At 71.3% G+C, this 19,444-nt stretch carries 17 protein-coding genes and 1 pseudogene; 10 read left to right on the top strand and 8 right to left on the bottom strand.

Annotated elements, in window-relative coordinates; all coding sequences use genetic code 11:
• Window positions 1–94: 94 nt before the first annotated feature.
• Genes ACH4ZA_RS39285 through ACH4ZA_RS39275 form a run of 3 tightly spaced genes read left to right on the top strand, consistent with a single transcriptional unit; the run spans window position 95 to window position 4,391 of the window.
• The gene (locus ACH4ZA_RS39285) at window positions 95–1,060 is read left to right on the top strand and encodes an aldo/keto reductase (RefSeq protein WP_398433813.1); all 966 of its coding nucleotides are present in this window, start codon (window positions 95–97) and stop codon (window positions 1,058–1,060) included.
• A gap of 9 nt (window positions 1,061–1,069) precedes the next feature.
• Window positions 1,070–1,252 (top strand): hypothetical protein, encoded by a 183-nt coding sequence (locus ACH4ZA_RS39280; RefSeq protein ID WP_398433812.1) that lies wholly within the window; start codon window positions 1,070–1,072, stop codon window positions 1,250–1,252.
• A gap of 40 nt (window positions 1,253–1,292) precedes the next feature.
• Window positions 1,293–4,391, top strand: coding sequence for an RICIN domain-containing protein (locus ACH4ZA_RS39275; RefSeq protein ID WP_398433811.1), 3,099 nt, complete (start codon window positions 1,293–1,295; stop codon window positions 4,389–4,391).
• A gap of 323 nt (window positions 4,392–4,714) precedes the next feature.
• Here the strand turns inward: ACH4ZA_RS39275 and ACH4ZA_RS39270 are convergent, their stop codons facing one another.
• Entirely contained in the window at window positions 4,715–5,956 is a 1,242-nt protein-coding gene (locus ACH4ZA_RS39270) for a DNA gyrase subunit B (protein WP_398433810.1), read from the bottom strand.
• Window positions 5,957–6,339: 383 nt separating this feature from the next.
• Between ACH4ZA_RS39270 and ACH4ZA_RS39265 the strand changes: the two genes are divergently transcribed.
• Window positions 6,340–7,548, top strand: a complete 1,209-nt coding sequence (locus ACH4ZA_RS39265; RefSeq protein ID WP_398433809.1) for a T4 RnlA family RNA ligase — start codon at window positions 6,340–6,342, stop codon at window positions 7,546–7,548.
• Between the two features lie 2 nt (window positions 7,549–7,550).
• On the top strand, window positions 7,551–8,465 hold the full coding sequence (locus ACH4ZA_RS39260; RefSeq protein ID WP_398433808.1) for an AAA family ATPase: 915 nt from the start codon (window positions 7,551–7,553) through the stop codon (window positions 8,463–8,465).
• A gap of 168 nt (window positions 8,466–8,633) precedes the next feature.
• Here ACH4ZA_RS39260 and ACH4ZA_RS39255 read toward each other — a convergent pair whose 3' ends face one another.
• Window positions 8,634–9,401: an NPP1 family protein gene (locus ACH4ZA_RS39255; protein ID WP_398433807.1), complete on the bottom strand. Its 768-nt coding sequence runs from the start codon at window positions 9,399–9,401 to the stop codon at window positions 8,634–8,636.
• Between the two features lie 360 nt (window positions 9,402–9,761).
• Window positions 9,762–9,956, bottom strand: coding sequence for a hypothetical protein (locus tag ACH4ZA_RS39250; protein WP_398433806.1), 195 nt, complete (start codon window positions 9,954–9,956; stop codon window positions 9,762–9,764).
• 500 nt (window positions 9,957–10,456) lie between these two features.
• On the opposite strand from ACH4ZA_RS39250, the gene ACH4ZA_RS39245 reads away from it, so the two are divergent.
• From ACH4ZA_RS39245 to ACH4ZA_RS39235, 3 genes are all read left to right on the top strand, one after another.
• Entirely contained in the window at window positions 10,457–11,236 is a 780-nt protein-coding gene (locus ACH4ZA_RS39245) for a DUF1775 domain-containing protein (protein WP_398433805.1), read from the top strand.
• A 142-nt stretch (window positions 11,237–11,378) separates the two neighbouring features.
• Window positions 11,379–11,861: a hypothetical protein gene (locus ACH4ZA_RS39240; RefSeq protein ID WP_398433804.1), complete on the top strand. Its 483-nt coding sequence runs from the start codon at window positions 11,379–11,381 to the stop codon at window positions 11,859–11,861.
• Between the two features lie 87 nt (window positions 11,862–11,948).
• Window positions 11,949–12,605, top strand: coding sequence for a DUF3105 domain-containing protein (locus tag ACH4ZA_RS39235; RefSeq protein ID WP_398433803.1), 657 nt, complete (start codon window positions 11,949–11,951; stop codon window positions 12,603–12,605).
• Window positions 12,606–12,693: 88 nt separating this feature from the next.
• Here ACH4ZA_RS39235 and ACH4ZA_RS39230 read toward each other — a convergent pair whose 3' ends face one another.
• Entirely contained in the window at window positions 12,694–13,338 is a 645-nt protein-coding gene (locus tag ACH4ZA_RS39230; RefSeq protein WP_398433802.1) for a hypothetical protein, read from the bottom strand.
• A 141-nt stretch (window positions 13,339–13,479) separates the two neighbouring features.
• Window positions 13,480–13,986, bottom strand: a complete 507-nt coding sequence (locus ACH4ZA_RS39225) for a MarR family transcriptional regulator (protein WP_398433801.1) — start codon at window positions 13,984–13,986, stop codon at window positions 13,480–13,482.
• A gap of 342 nt (window positions 13,987–14,328) precedes the next feature.
• Here ACH4ZA_RS39225 and ACH4ZA_RS39220 point away from each other — a divergent pair, with 342 nt between their 5' ends.
• A complete protein-coding gene (locus tag ACH4ZA_RS39220) occupies window positions 14,329–15,966 on the top strand; it encodes a protein kinase (protein WP_398433800.1) in 1,638 nt (545 codons plus the stop codon).
• A 521-nt stretch (window positions 15,967–16,487) separates the two neighbouring features.
• On the opposite strand, the gene ACH4ZA_RS39215 is transcribed toward ACH4ZA_RS39220, so the two are convergent.
• The 3 genes from ACH4ZA_RS39215 to ACH4ZA_RS39205 form a co-directional block, all read right to left on the bottom strand.
• Window positions 16,488–16,898 carry a nuclear transport factor 2 family protein gene (locus ACH4ZA_RS39215; RefSeq protein WP_398433799.1) on the bottom strand — a complete coding sequence of 137 codons (411 nt, stop codon included), beginning with the start codon at window positions 16,896–16,898 and terminating at the stop codon, window positions 16,488–16,490.
• 1 nt (window position 16,899) lies between these two features.
• Window positions 16,900–17,706: an MBL fold metallo-hydrolase gene (locus ACH4ZA_RS39210; protein ID WP_398433798.1), complete on the bottom strand. Its 807-nt coding sequence runs from the start codon at window positions 17,704–17,706 to the stop codon at window positions 16,900–16,902.
• Between the two features lie 105 nt (window positions 17,707–17,811).
• The gene (locus ACH4ZA_RS39205; RefSeq protein ID WP_398433797.1) at window positions 17,812–18,435 is read right to left on the bottom strand and encodes a DsbA family protein; all 624 of its coding nucleotides are present in this window, start codon (window positions 18,433–18,435) and stop codon (window positions 17,812–17,814) included.
• 356 nt (window positions 18,436–18,791) lie between these two features.
• Between ACH4ZA_RS39205 and ACH4ZA_RS39200 the strand changes: the two are divergent.
• Window positions 18,792–19,444 (top strand): annotated as a pseudogene (locus ACH4ZA_RS39200) (endonuclease); the annotation flags it as partial.

Here is a 19,444-nt window from a genome sequence, read left to right as displayed (position 1 = left end):
CCGTCTTCCTCGCCTCCGACGCCGCCGCCTACATCCACGGCATCACCCTCCCCGTCGACGGCGGATGGCTCGGCCGATGACCACCACCGACGCCATGCAGCGACGGCGGATCACGAACACGTCGGTCTCCCTCACCGAACTCGGCTTCGGAGCCTCGGTCATCGGCAACCTGTACCGGGTCACTCCCGACGAGGTCGCGGCCGGCGCGGTCGACGCCGCCTGGCAGGCAGGCATCCGGTACTTCGACACGGCGCCCCATTACGGGCTCGGCCTCTCGGAGAGCCGCCTCGGAGCCGCTCTGCGGGATCGTCCACGCGAGGAGTACGTCATCTCCTCGAAGGTCGGACGGCTGCTCGTCCCGAACGAGCATCCGCGAGGCGCCGACACCGAGGGCTTCGCCGTGCCCGACGACCTGCGCCGCCAATGGGACTTCAGCCGCGACGGCGTCCTGCGGTCGCTCGAGGACACCCTGCGCCGCACCGGGCTGGACCGCCTCGACGTCGTCTACCTGCACGACCCCGACGATCACTGGCGTCAGGCCGCCGACGAGGCCATGCCCGCCCTCGCCGAGCTGCGCGACCAGGGCGTCATCGGCGCGATCGGCGCCGGCATGAACCAGTCGGCCATGCTCGCCCGCTTCCTGCGCGAGACCGCCGCCGACGTCGTCATGCTCGCCGGCCGCTACACCCTCCTCGACCAGTCCGCCCTCGACGACGTCCTGCCCGCCGCCGAGGAACACGGCAAGAGCGTCGTCGCCGTCGGCGTCTTCAACTCCGGCCTCCTCTCCCGCGACCGCCCCGCCGAAGGCATGAAGTACGACTACCAGGACGCCCCACCCGACCTTGTCGCCCGCGCCCGCGCCATCGCCGACCTCTGCACCGCACACGGCACCACCCTCCCCGCCGCCGCCATCGCCTTCCCCTGCACACACCCCAGCGTCGTCAACGTCACCCTCGGCATGCGGGACCGGGACCAGGTGACAAGGAACGCGGCACTCCACCGGGAGACCGTCCCCGAGTCACTCTGGGACGAACTCCGGTCGGAGGGACTGATCAGGTGACGGAAACGTATGCCGACGACGCAGCGGGCGCCCGCCACCGCCCGCCCCACCGATTACGTCCACCGCTCCCCCGTCACGGGTGAAACCGCGCCCTGGCCGACGGTGCGCGCCGACCCGCCCCCAGCCTCCGCCTTCAAGCCTGAAGAAGATCCGCTCAACCGCCTCGCGAACATGTACGGAGCCGCCGTATGAACGCTTGCCCGACCGTACGAACCAGCAGGAGGGGCAGACGATGACGAGACACACCTCTCCCGTCCGCAGGACGTCCGTCGCGCTCGCGGTGGGAATCACCGTCGCGCTGCTGACAGCCCTCCCGGCGCCGACGCCGGCCTCGGCCGCGACCCAGGCGACCTACTACGTCGCCCCCGACGGCAACGACTCCAACGCCGGCACGATCACGGCGCCGTTCAAGACCCTGCAGCACGCACGGGACGTCGTGCGCACGGTCAACGACGCCATGACCGGAGACATCAACGTCTATCTGCGCGGCGGCACCTACCCGGTGAGCAGCACCATCGGCTTCACCTCGGCCGACTCCGGCACGAACGGGCACCGCGTCGTCTACGCCGCCTACCCGGGCGAGAAGCCGGTCCTCGACGGAGGCGTCCAGGTGACCGGCTGGACCCAGCACAGCGGGAACATCTGGAAGGCCCCGCTGAACCGCGACGACAAGCTCCGCGCGCTGTACGTCAACGACAAGCGCGCCACGATGGCTTCGAAGACGATCACCTCGGCCGGGTGTTACGGGACCTACACCGTCACGGCCGGCCAGGCCCCCTGGGCCTGGGAGTCGGGTTCCCAGTGCGACGGGGCCAAGTACGGCCTCTCCGACCTGCCCGCCGTCGCGTCCGACCAGGACGACGTCGAGATCAAGTCGGCGACGACCTGGACCACGGCCATCGTGGGCGTCCGCCAGATCACCACCAGCTCGGACGGCGCCAACCGCGTGGCCCTGTTCCAGCAGCCGGGCGCGGCCATCGCCCAGGGACCACCGAACGGCAACTTCAACCCCAACGGCGCCCACACGTTCATGAACGCTTACGAATTCCTGGACCAGCCAGGCGAGTTCTTCTTCGACAAGACGAATCACGAGCTGTACTACTACAAGTCCGACTCGGAGAACCTGGCGACGGCGAAGGTCTTCGCGCCGAACCACCTGCCCACCCTCCTCAAGATCGCCGGCACGTCGACGACCGACCACGCGCGGAACATCACGTTCTCCGGGCTGACCGTCGAGCACTCCGACTGGAACCTGTTCAACGTCGCGGGCTCCGTCTTCCGGCAGGGCCAGCAGGGCAACGCCGGCTCGACCGTGTACACGAGGAAGAACTTCCACGCCTACACCTACCGCAACGTCGACCTGCCGCCGGCGATCATCCAGATCGAGAACGCCGACGGGATCGTCCTGCAGCGCAACACGGTGCAGCACACCGGCGCCGACGGGATCACCCTGGCCAACGACGTGACGGACTCACAGCTGACCGGCAACTACGTCAATGACACAGCCGGATCCGCCCTCACCGTGGGGCACCCCCAGCACGTGTACATCGGGGACTACACCTCGGCCAACCACGAGAAGTACCCGGTGAACGTCGAGGGCGTCTGCAAGAACATCACCGTCACGGACAACTACCTCTACGACAGCGCGGTCCTGTTCCAGGGGTCGAGCCCCGTGTCGGCGTACTTCGCGGACTCCCTGTCCGTACAGCACAACCGCATCCAGAAGTCCCCGTGGGCGGGCATCACACTCGGCTGGGGATGGTGGAACTTCGACGGTTCGACGGGCTCGATCAATCCCGGGAACCCGACCACCACGGCGAAGAACAACACCGTCAAGTACAACGAGCTCATCGACACCATGCAGGTGCTCGGCGACTCCGCTCCCATCTACACACTGGGCAACCAGCCCGGCACCGAGATCGGCGACAACTTCCTCCAGGGTGTGCCGGCCGGCCACAAGTACGGCATCCACCCCGACGAAGGCTCCGCCCACATCAACGAACACGACAACGTCCTCGACGTCGACCCGAACGTCGCCTACGCCATCAACTCCGGCACCTGGGGCAAGCAGCACGACCTGACCATCACCAACACCTACGGCCCCGTCAACACGATCTTCAGCAAGAGCGTCCCGAACAGCACCATCGACGACGTGCGCGTGTACGCCGACCGCGTGTGGCCGTCGCAGGCGTACGGCATCGCGGTGAACGCGGGCCTGGAGGACGCCTACAAGGACATCGTCCCCGCCGGCAACACGACCCTGCAGGACTACGCACTGCCCGCCGGCACCTTCACCGGCAAGGGTGTCGTGAGCATCGCGGTGCGAAGCCCGAAGGACGCGACCAAGACACTCTGGCTGGCCCCCGCCGGTACGACGACGTTCACCGCCGGCCCCACCATGACCAGCGCGAGCGGCACCTCGACGGCCATCAACGTCCCGCAGGCCCCAGGTGACTACCGCCTGTACGTCGTCGACGCCCAGGGGAACGCCTCCGCCGCGTCGAAGGCGCTCGTGCGGCAGCGCTGGAACCACGTCGACGACAAGGCGGCCGGCGTTACCTACTCCGGCACGTGGTCGAACTGGAACGACACGAAGGACATGAACGGGTCGGAGAAGTACACGAACACCGCGGGCAACTACGCCGAGTTCTCGTTCACCGGCTCGGGCGTCCGCTACCTGAGCATGACGCAGCCGAACATGGGCAAGGTGGACGTCTACGTCGACGGCGCCCTCGCCCAGGCGGGCGTCGACGCCTACGCCTCGACGGTGACGAAGCAGGTGCCGCTGTTCGAGAGGACGGATCTCCCGGCGGGCCCGCACACGATCAGGGTGGTGTGCACCGGCACGAAGAACGCCGCCGCCTCCAACACCGTCTGTGCGTTGGACGCGTTCGCATCCATGGCGTTCCCCGCGACCGACGCCAACTACAAGATCGTCAACAAGGGCAGCTCCAAGGCGGTCGACGTCTCGGGCGCATCGAGGGCCGCGGGAGCCAACGTCATCCAGTGGACCGACGGCGGAGCCCTGAACCAGAACTGGCGCTTCGTCCCGGTGGGTGACGGCAGTTACGAGATCGTCGGCCGGAACAGCGCCCTGTTGATGGACGTCAGCGGCGGCGTCACCACGGACGGCGCGAACATCGTGCAGTCGTCCGACACCAACGCCCCGAGCCAGCGGTGGACGCTGGTCGCCGCCGGAAACGGCTACTACAAGGTCAAGAACGTGAACAGCAACGACCTGCTCACCGTGTCCTCGGGAGGCACTCAGCTGGTCCAGTCGACGGACACGAGCGCCGACAGCCAGCTGTGGAAGATGGTGAACGTGGACTGATCCGGCTCCGGCCGACCGCCGGAAAGGCGGCCGGCGGAAGGAGACAGCGAACCTGCGGGACGGGCCGCCGGCGTCAGCCGGCACCGTCCCGCGTTCTCCGAGCCCTACACACCCGGCGAAGCCGTCCGCGCCATGGCCGTGTTCGGCCAGGAGGCCCTCGACCACCTCGCCCGGTCCGACGCCGCCGTGAGGACTCTGTTCGACGAGCGGGAAGCCCCACCGTCGATGGCTCCAGGCCGAGTGGACGCTGCGTCAGCACGGCGAGCGCCCTGGATGGTGAGCGCCGACTCCGGGCGACACGGCGGCGGGCCGGTCCGCCGCCGTCAGTCGAGGGCGGCGCTGCGGTTGATCCGGTCGACGATCCGTGCGGCGTCCGCCGGGTGCGCGACCAGCCAGGCGCCGACATGGTCCCGGGCGGCCTCACGGACGCAGTCGCGCACCTCCGGGCCGCCCAGGAGGGTACGCGTGGCGCCGAGGAACTCGGGGTGGTCGAGCTTCACCGACACGACGGCGGTGACGCCCTCCAGGATCCCGTCGGCTACGGCTCCGGCTCCCGCTTCGGCTTCGGCTTCGGCTTCGGCGGCAGCCGTCAGCAGCCCGCGCTCACGTCCGTACGCCATGACCGCGGTCGCCAGCCCGTCCCGGAAGCCGTCCAGATGCGCGCCGCCCTCGAACGTGGGGCGGCTGTTGGCGAAGCCGCGCACCCGGCCGCGGCCGTGCCACAGCAGCGCCACCTCCATCGTCCCCGCCATCCGGGGGTCCTCCCGCTCGAAGGCGATGACGTCCGCGTCGAAGACCCCGCCGGCCTCCGCATCGAGGGCGGCCACGAAGTCCCGTACGCCGTCGGGGAATCGGAATCTCACATGGCGCGCCCCTGCGGCCGGACGGTGGTCGGTCAGCGACATCTCCAGGCCGCGGTGGAGAAAGGCCACTTGCCGCAGGCGCTCCGCCAGGACGGCGAACGAGCACCGGGTCGTCACGAAGACCTCGGGATCGGGCCGGAAGGCGAGGGTCGTGCCTGTCGTCGTCGTGGATCCCACGACGGCTGGTGGGGCGAGAGCCACACCGCGGGCGTACTCCTGGGCCCGGCGCACGCCCTCGCGCCGGACCTCGGCCGTGAGCCGGCTCGACAGGGCGTTGACGACGATCAGGCCCACATGGAAATGCCCCACGTGGGCGAAGTGGCGGCCGGCGGGCTCCGGTGCGGCCCGGACTCCGGTCAGCAGCGTTTCGAGGCCCGGCCCTTCGGCGCCCACGTCGCCATCGGCCCCCTCGTCGCCATCGGCCCCCTCGTCGCCGTCGTCGCCCTCGTCACCGTCGAAGGGGACGCCCGGCCCGTCGTCCTCCACGATCACACCGCCGTCGGGGGTGAGGGTGACGTCGACGCGGCCGCCGCCGACGGCCAGGACCGCGTTCACCGCCCCGCCCACCGCCTCGAACACCAGCTGGTGCAGACCGCGTTCGGCGGTCGAGCCGACCCACATCCCGGGCCGCCTTCGCACGGCCTCCACACCCTCGAGCACCTCGATATGGGCAGCGTCGTACCTCAGGTCTTCCGCACTCATCGAAACCCCTCCCGTGACGGTCCGACAGACGGCCCCCAGCCTACGAGGATTCCCCCAAAACACCAGGTCAGAGCCATTTCCGCAAAGCCGTGGACAGCCGGACGGAGCCCTGCGCCAAGATGACCGGCCCGTACAGTGGGCAGCGGGCCCGCATCGTGTCCCGGAGCCCGTGGAAGGCCTCCGCGCCCCCTTCCCGAGCCCGGCCGAGGGCATTTGTTTCGCCAATGGCCGGCCCTGGTCGACCGGCGTTGGGGGCGGTGGGAGCGCGTCGTCGAGGCGCCTGCCGTTCTCGGTGAGCGAGTGTCCCAGGCCCGGAGCAAAATGGCTGTTCACCGGCCCTCCCCCTGCGTGACAATCAGGGACCAGCAAGGGGAGGAACAACCATGAGCCAGGTCAACCTGACTCTTCATGAGCTGCTGCCGCCGCAGGAGTTGGCGGCCGCGCTCGACGCGGGGCACGTCACGCGCAAGCCGCACCCGGAACTGCCGCTGTCCATATACACGTACACACGGGTCTGCCAGTACGAACGGCTGTGGAACCGTGTGACCACCCGCTGCCGGGGCCTGGTCGCCGACGACGTCACCGGTGAGATCGTCGCGCTGCCGCTGCCCAAGTTCTTCAACGTCGGTGAGCACACCGCCCGTCAGCCCTACGCGCCCGAGCTCCCGGACGAACCGTTCGAGGTGTACGAGAAGGTCGACGGCAGTCTTGCGGTGGTCTTCCACTACGCGGGCCGGTGGCGGGTCGCGTCCAAGGGCTCGTTCATCAGCACCCAGGCCACCTGGGCGCAGCGCCTGCTCGACGGCAAGGACACCTCCCGCCTGGTTCCCGGGCTCACCTATCTGGCCGAGGTCCTGTACCCGCAGAACCGGATCGTCGTCGACTACGGCGAGCGTCGTGACCTGGTGCTGCTGGCCGCGTTCGCCAAGGACGGCACGGAAGTCGCTTTGGCCGAGGCCGGGACGCACTGGGGCGACATCGGGTCGGTCGTCACCGTGTGGCCCGCCATGCCGCTCGGCGAGCTGCTGGCCCTGGCCGAGGACAACCGGCTGCCCGGTGGCCGGGCGGCCACCGGCACCGAGGCCGAGGGGTTCGTGCTGCGCTTCGCCTCGGGGGTGCGGGCCAAGGCCAAGCTGGCCGAGTACGTCCGGCTCCACAAGGTCCTCACGGGCGTGACCGAGCGGGACGTCTGGCGCGGTCACGGCATCCAGAGGTTCGCTGGGCTGCCCGCCAAGCAGGTCGCCCAGGCGCTCGGCTGCTCGGCCGAGGACGTCGCCGCGTCCGGGGGACGGCCGCTGGACGCGCTGCTGGAGCAGGTGCCCGACGAGTTCGACGGCTGGGTGCGCGGTGTCATCGCGGGGATCGACAAGCAGGTGGACGACCGCGAGCGGGCGATCGACGAGGCGTTCCGGTCCCTCGCCCCGCTCGCCGGCGACCGGGGGGCCTTCGCCCGCGCCGTGAGGGCGCTGCCCGACGCGGCGCTGCGCCCCGCGATGTTCCTGCGCCTGGACGGGCGCCCGACCGAGCTCGTGACGTACCGTTCCACCCGGCCGGAGGCGTCCGACCCGTTCAAGACCGACGAGGAGAACTGACCGTGCCCGTAGTACACGTCATGACGGGGCTTCCGGCCTCGGGGAAGACGACCGCCGCGCGCAGGATGCAGGCGGAGTCCGAGGGCCGGATGCGTCGTGTCAACCTCGACGACCTGCGGGCGATGCTCGACGTCCCGGCACCCGAGCGCGGCCGGTCGCACGCGCACGAGCAGACCGTGCTGGCGATCCAGGACGCGGCGGTGCGCGCGGCCGTAGACGGCGGTTTCGACGTCGTGGTGGACAACACGCACATGACTCCGCACATCCCCAAGCGGCTGAAGGCCGCCGTGGCGGGACAGGCCGTCTTCGTCGTGCACGACTTCACCGACGTGCCGGTGGAGGAGTGCGTCCGACGCGACGCCGAGCGGGAGCGGACGGTCGGCGAGGAGATCATCCGCCTCCTCGCCCACAAGCACGGCGTGGCGAGGCGGGGCGGCTGGCGGCTCACCGCGGAGTGGCTCAACGACGAGCCGTCCGTCGAGCCGTATGTCGCGGACCCGGCCCTCCCCTCGGCCGTCATGTGCGACATCGACGGCACGCTCGCCCTGCGGGGCGCCCGGGGCCCGTTCGACTTCACCCGGTGCGGGGAGGACCTGCTCAACGTGTCGGTGCGCGGTGCGCTGCGCTCGTTCCGGGGCGCCGACGGCGATGTCATCGTCCTGCTCTCGGGCCGCGGTGAGGAGCACCGCGAGCGGACGGAGGCGTGGCTGCGCGCGCACGAGGTCCCGTACGACGAGCTGTGGATGCGTGCCGCGGGCGACGGCCGCCGCGACGACGTGGTGAAGGCGGAGCTGTTCGACCGGCATGTGCGTCACCGGTTCGCGGTGCGGGTCTCCCTCGACGACCGGGATCGCGTCGTCGCGGTGTGGCGCCGGATGGGCCTGCCGACCTGGCAGGTCAACTACGGCGCGTTCTGACCGGCGCGTCCGCTCCGCCGAGCGGCGTGCGTGGCACTCGGCGGCCTCCGGCCCGGATCAGCCGCCCCGGCGTGTGTGGGGGCGGCTGATCGTCGTTGCGGCGGCGGGAGCCGGGCCGGTGAGCCGGCTCCGCTGCGGGGAATGCGTGAGGTCCGTGCCTCGTGGGCGTCAGGCGTACGGGGCGAAGGGGATCCCGGACGGTTTGGCCTTGTCGAGGGTGTCGTTGAACTTGCTGTCCTGGAGGGGGAGGTTGGCGTCGCCCCAGTCGGAACCGTTGAGCACGTTGCGCACGTTGGGCGCCAGGTTGTCCCAGGTGAGCAAATTCTCCTGGTGCCAGGCGCCGGTGTCGTTCTCCGCCGTCTCGCCCCACTTGGCGAAGCGGAAGGCGTGGGTGCTGACGCCGTCCTTGTGGTAGACGGCCATGACGCGTTGGCCGCTCATCGGGACGTCGGCGATCGGATGGGTGCTGAACCCGCCGTGCCGGGAGGCGGACAGGTACGACGGCGTGTTCGCGCCCTGGACGACCCAGACGACCATGCACTCCCAGTCGTGGCGGTGGCCTATGCCGGGCGAGGCCTCGTCCTTCTCGAAGTAGCTGGCGTAGATGATCCCGCACCAGCCGTTGTTGCACTTGGCCCGCGAGTAGGTGTTGGCGTGGTCGAGGTGGCCGCCGCGGCACTGTCCGGTGACGGAACCGGTCGGCTTCAGGCCGCCGTTGAGGTTGCCGGCCGGGTCGACGGCGGCGGCGGGGTAGCACGAGTCCGTGTCGTAGTCGTACACGGGCTCGAAGAACGTCTGGAACGCGGTGGCGTTCTCGGGGAGGTTCTGCAGCACGCCTGCGGAAGCGCTGCCCGACAGGGCGACGGTGAGGGCGAGGGCGCTGCCCGCGACGGTCGTGGCTCTGACGAGCCGGGAGGTCCTGCTGGTTCGAGGCATGGGAGATCCCATCGGCGGTTCGGTGGTTGCGGACATGACATCCGCGGGTGCAGGAAGAGAGTGGCAAGCCGAAGCGGCGATGGAAGGGCTTTCTACGAAACTCGTGGCAGCGGTTCGAGGAACTGCTCAACGCCGGCCGGACGTTCCGCGGCGGGAGCCCGTCCGCGGGACCGCGCCCAGGTGAACGGGACCGCCTGGTCAGACGTATACGTCGAGGTGAACGCAGGTGCCGGCCGCAGGGTCGCCGACGAGGGACGTCCGATCGCCCCGAGCCCGTGGCGGGTCACGGTCCGGGCCTTCCGGGGCGATCGCGCCACGCGCCCGGTCGTCAGGAGGAAGATAGGCGACCGTGCCGTCTGATCACGTGACCGGAGACCGTGCGGGGACCTGTGCGCGGGCCGGGCTGTTCGCCGCGCTCGGCACCGTCCTCGCGGTCTTCGGCCACCACGCGGTCGCCGAGGGCACGGTGCCCTGGCGGCTGGTGACCGTGTTGACCGTGGCGCAGTTCTCGGCGGTCTGGCCGCTCGCACGACGCCGCCGTGCCCCGGTCACCACGATCGGCGTCACCCTGGCGACGCAGGGGGTGCTGCATCTCGCGCTGTCCTGCGCGGACGGCGACGCCCCGACGACCGGGACCGGACACGCCTCGCACGCAGGGCACATGGCCACCGTCGGCGACGGCCACGCATGGCATCACGCCGGAGTTGCGATGACCGTGGTGCACACGACCGCCGCTTTGGTGGTGGCCTGGCTGCTGCATCGTGCGGACACCCGGATGAGGGCGGCGCTCGGCACACTTCGCACCCTCGCCGGGGCTGCCGCGGCCGCGCTGGCCCTGATACGGCCGCGGGCGGTCACCGATCCGGACCGCCCGACTGCCCGGCTGCCCCATGGGCGGTCCCGCACATTTCCCGAGGCGGCGGCACACGCACGGGAGGAGGTACTGGAGCACGCGGTGGTGCGCAGGGGGCCGCCACGGCGGGCACGCCCTCCGGTCCTTCACCGGCCCCGCTCTCTGCGGGGCCGCATCCACCCGTGTCATCCAGGAGTCCCCCATGTCCTTCTCCACTCGTCCGGCGGCACGCGCCGGCCGACGTCTCGCCCTCTCCGGCGCCCTCGCGTTGACGGCCACCCTCGCCCTCGCCGCCCCGGCCGCCGCGCACGCGGAGGTCGAGGCGGACAAGCCCCAGGCCCTCGCGGAGAACGTCACCCTGAGCTTCGTCTCCGAGGCCGAGTCCGCCTCAGCGGGCTTCACCGACCTTCGCGTCGTCCTGCCCGAGGGAATCACCCCCGCCGACGTCACTCTCGACGAGGGCCCCAAGGGCTGGAAGCTGACCGCCGCCGCGGACGGCTACACCCTCGCCGGCCCGGCGCTGAAGACCGGTGTCGACGCCGAGTACAAGATCAGGGTCCGGCAGTTGCCCGACGTGAAGGAGCTCGTGTTCAAGACCGTCGAGACCTACAGCGACGGTGAGGTGTCCCGCTGGATCGAGCTGCCCACCGGCGGCAAGGAGCCCGAACAGCCGGCGCCGGTCCTGAAGCTCAAGGCCGCGGCCCCGGGCGCCAAGCGGGTCGACGCGAGCCCGACGGCGGCGGCGACCCCCACTCCCAGTGCGGCCGCCGGCACTCCCTCCGCCACGCCGAGCGCGCCGAACGCCTCGTCGGCAGCCGAGGCCTCTGCTGCCGACGAGGACGACGGCATGTCCTCCGGGGCCCTGGTCGCCGTGATCGTGGTCGCCCTCCTCGTACTCGGCGGCGGAGCGTGGTGGCTGGTCAAGCGCGGCTCCGGCTCCTCCGACACCCCGGACTCCTCGGGCTCCTCGAGCGAGAGCTGAGGCGGCGCCTTCGGCGGCGGGGAGGGGCAGGGGCAAGCACGGGCCACCTCTCTCCGCCGCCCGGCCGGCCGTCCGCGGGCGCTGATCGTCCGGCGCGGCCCCGGCCATCGGCATGTCCGGCGACACCGCTAGCATCGCCGTGATGAACAGCCCGGGCCGGCGCAGGCGTTGCGATGTGGGGACGATCCCACCCGCCGCGACGCTGTGTGCCGCACTGGCTGTGCTGCTCGTCGCCGTGGCCCTGTGCCTGGGCTCCACCACCCGCACCGCGGCCGCCCCGCACACCGCGAACTCGTCGCACACCGCGAACTCGTCGCACGTCGTCACCGCCGTGGCGACCGCGACCACTGTCACGACCGCCGCGCAGGCTCCGGCAGACGGCCGGCCCGCCGCGCACCATGCGATGGCGTCGGCGCATCCCGGTGACTGCCACGCGGGCGACGGATGCTGCGCCCGGCCCGCGCACGGCGGGCCCGCGCTGGTCCCCACGGCGCCCCAGCCGCTGCCGGTCGTCCTGCCGTGCTCGCCGGCGCCGGTCCGGCAGACCGTCACCGTCCGTGCCACCGGTCTGCCGCCTTCCCGCAACGCCCCCGATCTCCACGTCCTCAAGGTGCAGCGGATCTAGACGGACGCCCCGCGCCCGTGGGCGCACCGGCATCCATCCTTCCCCCTGCACTCACCGCCGCACGGCGGAGACGAGGACGACCCTGCCATGAGCAAGACCAGCAAGAAGGCCGCCGCGGCTTCCCGCAAGGACCGCATCGAGGAGATGCGCCGCGCCGAGAGAGCCCGCGAGCGTCGCAACCGCATCCTCACCGTCACCCTCAGCGGCGCCATCGTCGCCGCTCTCGTCGGCTGGGGCGCGTACGCCATCGACGCCGCGAACGAACGGGAGGAGCAGAAGGCCGCCGCGGCGGAGAAGCCGGTCCGCGGTGAGAAGACCTGGGACGCCAAGAAGCTCGGCCGCAACCACGTCGCCACCGCCGTCACGTACCCGATGCAGCCTCCCGTGGGCGGCGACCACCACCAGGCGTGGATGACGTGCGACGGCACGGTCTACACGCAGGCCATAGCGAACGAGAACGCCGTCCACTCCCTCGAGCACGGCGCCGTCTGGGTCACGTACAACGACCGGGCCGCCGACGCCGACGTGAAGGCCCTCGCCGACAGGGTCGACAGGACGCCGTACACGCTCATGAGCCCGGTCAGGACCCAGGCCGGGACGATCACCTTGTCCGCGTGGGGCCGTCAGCTGACGGTCGAGAAGGCCTCCGACGCCCGGGTCGAGCAGTTCCTGCTCAAGTACGTGCAGGGTGCGCAGACGCCCGAGCCCGGCGCGGCCTGCACGGGAGGGCTGACCGCCTCCTGACCGACACGGCCGCCGAGTTCGCCTCGGTGCCCCGCGCTGCCCGGACAACCCGGGCAGCGCGGGGCGGTGACGAGGACCCCCGGTGCGCTCAGTAGCGTTCAGCCTTGGCGACCTCGGCGGTCAGTGCCGGCTCGGGCGGCTTACGGCTGATGGCGAGGGGATGGGCCCGGGCGCCTGCCGCGAGGTCGTCCGCGCCGACGAAGCGTGTCTCGACGACCTTGCCGTCGGAGTCGCGGAAGTCGACCTGGACGGCGAAGGACGCCTTCTCGTCCGTGCTGTTGGTGATGTTGACGATGACGGCCAGCAGGCCGCTCGTCTCGGCACGCGGCTTTCCGGTGAGCGAGACGTCCGCGGTCGCGTTGCCCCGTCCTTCGACGCCCTTCAGCTTCTTCTCGGCGGCCTGGTTGGCGCGCGCGACCTCCGCGGACACCGACGCCTCGAACTCCGAGGCCCGCGCCGAGGCGGACGAGGCGGCGGCGGAAGCGGCGGCGCGGACGGACTCCTTGACGGAGGCGCCGAGTGAGGCGAGCGCGGAAGGCGCTGCGCCGGAGAAGGACGCCGTGTCGGGAGCGGAGGGGCGCGGGGTGAACGAGGCGCCGCCGTCGTCACCGTCGCCGCTGCTGCACGAGACCAGGAACGCCGCAGCCGTCACCGTCGCCATCAGAGCGGCGACGGCGGAGGCGACGCGGCCCCGCAGCGGTCTTGCCTTCACGCCGGACGCACCGTCGTTCATCAGGTCGGACCCTTCGTCATGGTTTCCCGCCGTTCACGCCTTTTGACCACTCGGCATCATCATCTTCGGGACGGCCCGGCGGAACCACCCGGCAGGGTGCGGAAGAGTGGCGCCGAGGCGGCGGAGCGACGCCGGGCTCCATCAGACGCCGCCGACGCGCTCCCGGTCCGGACCTTCGGCGTTCAGCGCCGCGAGCTGCGCGTCGGCGCGCTCGGCGACGAGGGTGAGGACGCGGCCGGCCGCGGCGAGATCCTCTGCGGGCATCCCGCCCCAGATGCGGGCGGTGAAGGGGGCGGTCTCCGCCCCGACGGCTGCGAGCAGGTCGCGCCCCGCCGCGGTGGAACGAAGACGCGCGCCGTCCTCGACGAGCAGCCGGCGGGACTGCAACTCGTCGACGGCGGCACGGATGTCGGCCGGATCGGCCTTGAGGGAGGCGCGGACCTGGGCGACGACGTCGTCCACGCTCGGCGGGGCGTCGGCGGTGACCGCCGCACGCAGGACGATCTGCTGCAGGAACGTGATGCCGTGGCGGGCCAGGACGTGCTCCAGGACGCCGCGGGCGGCGTAATGCGCCAGGCCGAGGAGGCGGGCGTCGGCGACGGGGCCGGCCGAGCGGGATTCGGTGGAGCCGGGTGCGGTGGCGGTCATGACGCTCTCCCCAGGGTGCTGTCGTCGGTCGGTCGGAGACGGAGCGCCTCCGAAGTGAAAGAGTACATGGCATCTATAGCCATGGCTACTATCTACCTGTCAATCCCACAGAAGTGACCGAATTGCTGAACGAACGCACAGGCTGGGCTAGCCTCGTGTCCCATGGGGGCGAACTAACGTTCATCGAAAGTCACTTCGGGGGAATTCTTGTCGGGACAGCGACCGGGACCTGCTGACGATGCGGCGGCCACGCTGCGGCAGACCGGTGCCTCGCCACTGCGGCTCGGCGACCCGCGGCGGGTCGGCCCGTACATGCCGGTCGCGCTGTTAGGCAGTGGAGGCATGGGACGGGTCTACCTGGCCCGCCCCACGGACGGCAGTCCCGAACTGGTCGCGCTGAAAGTGATCAGGCCGGAGTACGCCGAGGACCCCAGCTTCCGGCGCCGCTTCGAACGGGAGGCGTCGGTGCACGCCCGGCTTCGGACGCCGCACACGCCACGGCTGTGCGGCACGGGCTTCGAGGACGAACTGCTGTGGATGGCCACGGAGTACCTCCCCGGCTTCGACCTGGCGGAAGCCGTACGCGAGGACGGCACCCTGGAGACGGCCGCGGTCTGGCGTCTCGTGGGGGAACTGGGCCGGGCGCTCGCCGGACTCGCCGTCGAGGGGATCGTGCACCGGGACCTGAAGCCGTCCAACGTGCTGCTGTCCGTCCGGGGCGCACACGTCATCGACTTCGGCATCTCCAAGGCCGCGGACGCGAGCGCGATCACCGGTACGGGCAACCGCGTGGGCACCCCGGCCTACATGTCACCCGAGCACCTGAGGGAGGGCCGCTCCGACACGGCGTCGGACGTGTTCTCGCTCGCCGGGACGCTCGCCTACGCGGTGACGGGCCAGGCCCCGTTCGGCGACGGCACCGGCGTCGACGTGATGCACCGGGTGGCGTTCGAGGAACCGCACCCCGAGGTGATCGGCGAGATCTCCGCGGCCGACCCGGAACTCGGCGCGCTGCTGACCGCCTGTCTGGCCAAGGAGCCCGCACAGCGGCCCACCCCGCAGCAGCTGATCGCCGCGGCCGGTGCGCGCGCCGTGCCGTCCGCCTGGCCGGAGCCGCTGAACGCCAAGGTGCAGGCCCGGCAGCGGGCGTACGAGGAACTGCTTCGCCTGCCCGTCGCCGGCACGCCCCGTCTGCGGTCGGCGGGCTCCCCGTCTGCGGCCCCGGCCGCAGGTGCGCCCGGCCCCGTACCCCCCGCCCAGCCCGTCGCCTCGGCGGCGGAGGGCGACCCGGCCGCGACCCCGGCGGGAGGGTCGGGAGGGGGGTCGGGAGCGGCCCGGACGCCCGCCCGGAGCCGTCGCAAGCCGCTGCTGATCGCCGCCGCGGCCCTGTCCACCTGTGCCGTGGGCGCGGCGGCCATCCTGATCACGGGCCAGGATCATCCCGCCACCGCGTCCCCGAAAGCCGGCGTCACCACGGCCGTCGACGTCGGACCCGGCGCCGCTTCCACGACGCCGACCCCACGGGGAACGAGCGCACCCGCCCGCCCCGACGTGGACGGTGCAGCCGTCGAGAACCGGGGCGGCGGGCCCGGCGCCACCACCCCGGCGGCCGAGCCGTCGGCCTCGGCCGCCGGCGGGCGCGTCGACGCCTCCGCTCCCGGGACCGCACCGGACGGTTCTCCCTCGGCCGCGCCGTCCACCGCCTCCCCGTCCGCCGTGACCGACCCGGCGCCCTGGCTCTCCGAGTGCACGTACTACTCCGGCAAGGCACGCACCCGCCTCGGCGACACGGGCAAACGCGTACGACAGGTTCAGTGCATGCTGACCGAGCGCGGATACAGCGAGGCCGGCACCGACGCGTCCGGTGAGTTCGGGGCCGGCACGCAGGCCGCGGTCCAGACCTTCCAGAGCGACCGGGGGCTCAAGGCCAACGGCGTCGTGAGACCCGACACCTGGAGCGCACTGCGCACCACCGAGTGAGCGACCGGCCGGTGCGGCCGGGAACGCCGAGCAAGGGGCAGTGAATCGAAGCGCTTCAACGGCGCCGGTCGCTTCCGAGCGCTGTCAACGACCGTGCGCGTGTGAGGTTCCAGGGCTCTCGCCCCTTGTTCAGTAGGAAGGATGTCACTAACCTTCACCGCCAGGTGAAGCGCTTCGACACGCTTCGGCGATCTCCGGGAACGGCTGCCTCGGGGCACACGAACAGACGACTCCCGAACCAGGCCACGCGCTTCCGCCGGGAACGGCCCGTCCTCTCCACCACCTGTTCCTCACCACCCCCCACCAGCGGTATCCCCGCTCGGGCAACGATGAAGGGTCAGAGATGTACCGGGTGCTCAGGGACGGAAGCTCGGTGACGGGAGCCGTCGTCGCCTGAGCGTGCCTCACCCCCGGGCGTCGTCTCCGGCGTCCGGGGGTGCACGGCCCTTGAGGGCCTTCCCCACGACGTCGGCGACGGCGTCGGTCGTGGTGGTGCTCGTACAGGTGGGCAGGCGGGCGGCTCAGTCGGTCATCGCGTCGCGGACGAGTGCGGTGTCGACGAACTGCTCGAAGCGGACGATGAGTCCGCCGCGCACGACGAAGTGGTGCGCCACCCTGACGTCGATCGCCCTGCCCGTGGCGTTGTTGACGGCGGTGTAGCGAGCCAGGACGACGACGTTCTCGCCGTCGACGACGTAGGTGTCGTCGTGGGCGGTCCAGCCCGTCCAGTCCTTGCCGAGCCGTTCCATCACGTTGGCGGTGACGCCGTCGGGAGTGCGGTAGGTGCCGGCGAGGGGGAAGCCGGCCATCTCCGTCCACTCGACGTCCGGGGCGAGGGTGGCCCGGAGGGCTTCCAGGTCACCTGCCGCGGAGGCCAGGTACTGGCGGCGTACGACGTCTGCGGGGGCGGCGGAGGTCGCGAACTCGCTCATGTCAGCCCCACTTCATTTCGCCCTTGGCGACCTTGGCGCCGATCTGGGCGGCGATGAGCATGCCGTAGCCGGGGTGGCGGGCGACGAGCGCCTCGGTCAGGGCGGCGCCGTCGGCGGCCTTGCCGAGCTCCTCCTCGAAGGCGAGCAGGTAGTCGCGGGTGGCGGTGATCGCGGTGGCGTCCGCCGCGGTGTCGGGCAGGCGGTGCCCCGGCACGACCAGCTCCGGGCCGAGGGCGGCCATCTCGCCGAGCAGGTCGACCCAGGCGGCGCGGTCATCGGGGGTGGGCGTGTCGGCGACCCAGACGTGCTCCTGCTGGAAGAGCAGGACGCCGCCGAGCAGGGCCCGGTGCTCGGCCTGCCACAGGTAGTGGCGGTCCGGCAGTGCGGCCGGGCCGCCCTTGAGCTCGAAGGTGTGGCCTTCCAGGGTGAGGTCCCCGGTGAGGGGCTCGAGCTCCACCAGGCGGGTGGGCAGGTTGGCGCCGAGCGCCGCCCAGGCCTTGAGCTTGCCCTCGTAGGAGTGCTGGATGTGCTCGATGACGGGCGCGGTGGCGACAAACGTCGCTTCCGGGAAGGCGTCTGCGACAACCTCCGCGCCGAAGTAGAAGTCGGGGTCGGCGTGGCTGACGAAGACGGTGGTCAGCCGCTTGCCGGAGTCGAGGATCTCGGCGGCCAGCCGATGCCCGTCGGCGCGGGTGAAGGCGGCGTCCACCAGCAGGGCGTCCGTCTCACCGGTGACGAGGGTGGCGGTCTTGTTCTTGCTGCCGGCGGGGAAGTCCAGGTCGAGGATCTTGAAGTCGAGCGTGCTCATGACGGTCCTTCGGGGGATCGGGGACGGAACGGTGATCAGGGAGGGATCGGCGGTCGGGGACGGGGCGGCGGTCGGGGTCGCAGCGGCGGTCGGGGAAGGGGCGGGTCAGGAGGGGTGTGCGGCGGAGAACGCCGTGAGGCGTCGCTCCACGTCGTCGGCGGTGGCTCGGCCGCGGGCCAGCGCGGTCGTGCGGCCCCCGTCGACGGCGAGGAGCGTGGGGAAGCCGTCGACGCCCAGTCCGGCGGCGCGGGCGAAGTCGGCTTCGGCCGCCGTCCGCGTCCCGGGCGACCCGAAGGCGGCGACGTCCGCCGCGCCCAGGCCCGCCTGCTCGGCGAGCTTCCGGTAGGTCTCCGGGTCGGAGAGGCTGAGGCCGTCGACGTAGAAGGCGTGCTGCAGGGCCATGGCCAGTTCCGCAGCGCGCTCGGGAGCGGCCTGCCGCAGGGCGGCGAGCCCTCGGGCCGCGGCTTCGGAGTCCATCACGAACGAGCCGTCGGCGATCAGCTTCTCGTACCCCTCGCCGAACTCGACGCCGGTCAGCTCGGCGATCGTGGCGTTGGCGCCCTGGACGTAACCGAACTCGCGGATCGGCACCCGGCGCGATCCGGTGAACAGACCTCCGGAGACGACCTCGACGGCGAGCTCCGGATGCCGCGAGGTCACCTCGCGGAGCGTCGGGGAGAAGCCGTGCGACCAACCGCAGTAGGCGTCGAAAACATAGATCAGCTTCATCGAGGACCTCGACAGAAAGGTGTGGCACCCGCCTGGTGCGAGCGGTTCACCCGGCCAACAATACCTGACTCGTCAGATATTCCGGCGATCATGCGAACGGCCCGCCGCGCCCGCCACCCCTTTGCCGCCCCCCGGAGGCCCCACCATGAGCTTCGGGTCAAACGGCCGCAAACATAAGCCCGTTCGGACGCATGTCGAGAGATTCACCTTGCCGACACCCGGCGGCAAGCCGTCGCCCGCCTCATGGACTAGACCACGCGGTCAAGTTTTGATCTCCCTCGACAGAGGCGACGACAGAAGCGGGTTACCAGCGGTACGTTCCGGCTGCCCCTCCCCACTCACAGGAGTTCCACTTCATGCGCCGTCTTCTCACCTGCATCGCGGCCGCGGCCATCACCTGCGGCGGATTCGTCGCCACCGCGACGCCCGCCGCGGCGGCGGATCCGGCATCCGGGTCCTTCAGCGCCCTCACCTACAACGTCGCGGGCCTGCCGGCGATCCTCTCCAGCGCCTCCACGCCCCGCGACACCAGCACCACGGCCATCGGCCAGCGGATCGCGCCCTACGACATCGTGCACGTCGAAGAGGACTTCAACTACCACTCCTACCTCTACGCCGCCGACACCGCACACGCCTACCGCACCCCCACGAGCGGCGGCGCGGGCATCGGCAGCGGCCTCAACACGCTCTCCAAACTCCCGTACGACGCCGACGACTTCGAGCGGGTCCGCTGGAACTCATGCCAGGTCGACTCCGGCGACTGCCTGACCCCCAAGGGCTTCACCTTCATCCGGGAACGGCTCGCCGAGGGCGTCTACGTCGACTTCTACAACCTGCACACCAACGCCGGCACCAACGCCGGCGACCTGACCTCGCGCGCCGACAACCTCGCCCAGCTGACGGCTTTCATCAAGACCCACTCCGCGGGCAACGCCGTCGTCGTCATGGGCGACACCAACACCCGCTACACCCGCTCCGGCGACACCATCGCCGAGTTCGCCGCCGCCAA

Origin of the sequence: Streptomyces sp. NPDC020597 (assembly GCF_044335095.1) — a bacterium.
Taxonomy (GTDB): domain Bacteria; phylum Actinomycetota; class Actinomycetes; order Streptomycetales; family Streptomycetaceae; genus Streptomyces.
This window is presented reverse-complemented; position numbering and strand designations above follow the sequence as displayed.

Excerpts from the sequence above, each read along its gene's own strand:
- ACH4ZA_RS39285 (WP_398433813.1), top strand. The coding sequence starts at position 95 with ATGCAGCGACGGCGGATCACGAACACGTCGGTCTCCCTCACCGAACTC.
- ACH4ZA_RS39280 (WP_398433812.1), top strand. The coding sequence starts at position 1,070 with ATGCCGACGACGCAGCGGGCGCCCGCCACCGCCCGCCCCACCGATTAC.
- ACH4ZA_RS39275 (WP_398433811.1), top strand. The coding sequence starts at position 1,293 with ATGACGAGACACACCTCTCCCGTCCGCAGGACGTCCGTCGCGCTCGCG.
- ACH4ZA_RS39270 (WP_398433810.1), bottom strand. The coding sequence starts at position 5,956 with ATGAGTGCGGAAGACCTGAGGTACGACGCTGCCCATATCGAGGTGCTC.
- ACH4ZA_RS39265 (WP_398433809.1), top strand. The coding sequence starts at position 6,340 with ATGAGCCAGGTCAACCTGACTCTTCATGAGCTGCTGCCGCCGCAGGAG.
- ACH4ZA_RS39255 (WP_398433807.1), bottom strand. The coding sequence starts at position 9,401 with ATGCCTCGAACCAGCAGGACCTCCCGGCTCGTCAGAGCCACGACCGTC.
- ACH4ZA_RS39245 (WP_398433805.1), top strand. The coding sequence starts at position 10,457 with ATGTCCTTCTCCACTCGTCCGGCGGCACGCGCCGGCCGACGTCTCGCC.
- ACH4ZA_RS39240 (WP_398433804.1), top strand. The coding sequence starts at position 11,379 with ATGAACAGCCCGGGCCGGCGCAGGCGTTGCGATGTGGGGACGATCCCA.
- ACH4ZA_RS39235 (WP_398433803.1), top strand. The coding sequence starts at position 11,949 with ATGAGCAAGACCAGCAAGAAGGCCGCCGCGGCTTCCCGCAAGGACCGC.
- ACH4ZA_RS39230 (WP_398433802.1), bottom strand. The coding sequence starts at position 13,338 with ATGAACGACGGTGCGTCCGGCGTGAAGGCAAGACCGCTGCGGGGCCGC.
- ACH4ZA_RS39225 (WP_398433801.1), bottom strand. The coding sequence starts at position 13,986 with ATGACCGCCACCGCACCCGGCTCCACCGAATCCCGCTCGGCCGGCCCC.
- ACH4ZA_RS39220 (WP_398433800.1), top strand. The coding sequence starts at position 14,329 with ATGGGACGGGTCTACCTGGCCCGCCCCACGGACGGCAGTCCCGAACTG.
- ACH4ZA_RS39215 (WP_398433799.1), bottom strand. The coding sequence starts at position 16,898 with ATGAGCGAGTTCGCGACCTCCGCCGCCCCCGCAGACGTCGTACGCCGC.
- ACH4ZA_RS39210 (WP_398433798.1), bottom strand. The coding sequence starts at position 17,706 with ATGAGCACGCTCGACTTCAAGATCCTCGACCTGGACTTCCCCGCCGGC.
- ACH4ZA_RS39205 (WP_398433797.1), bottom strand. The coding sequence starts at position 18,435 with ATGAAGCTGATCTATGTTTTCGACGCCTACTGCGGTTGGTCGCACGGC.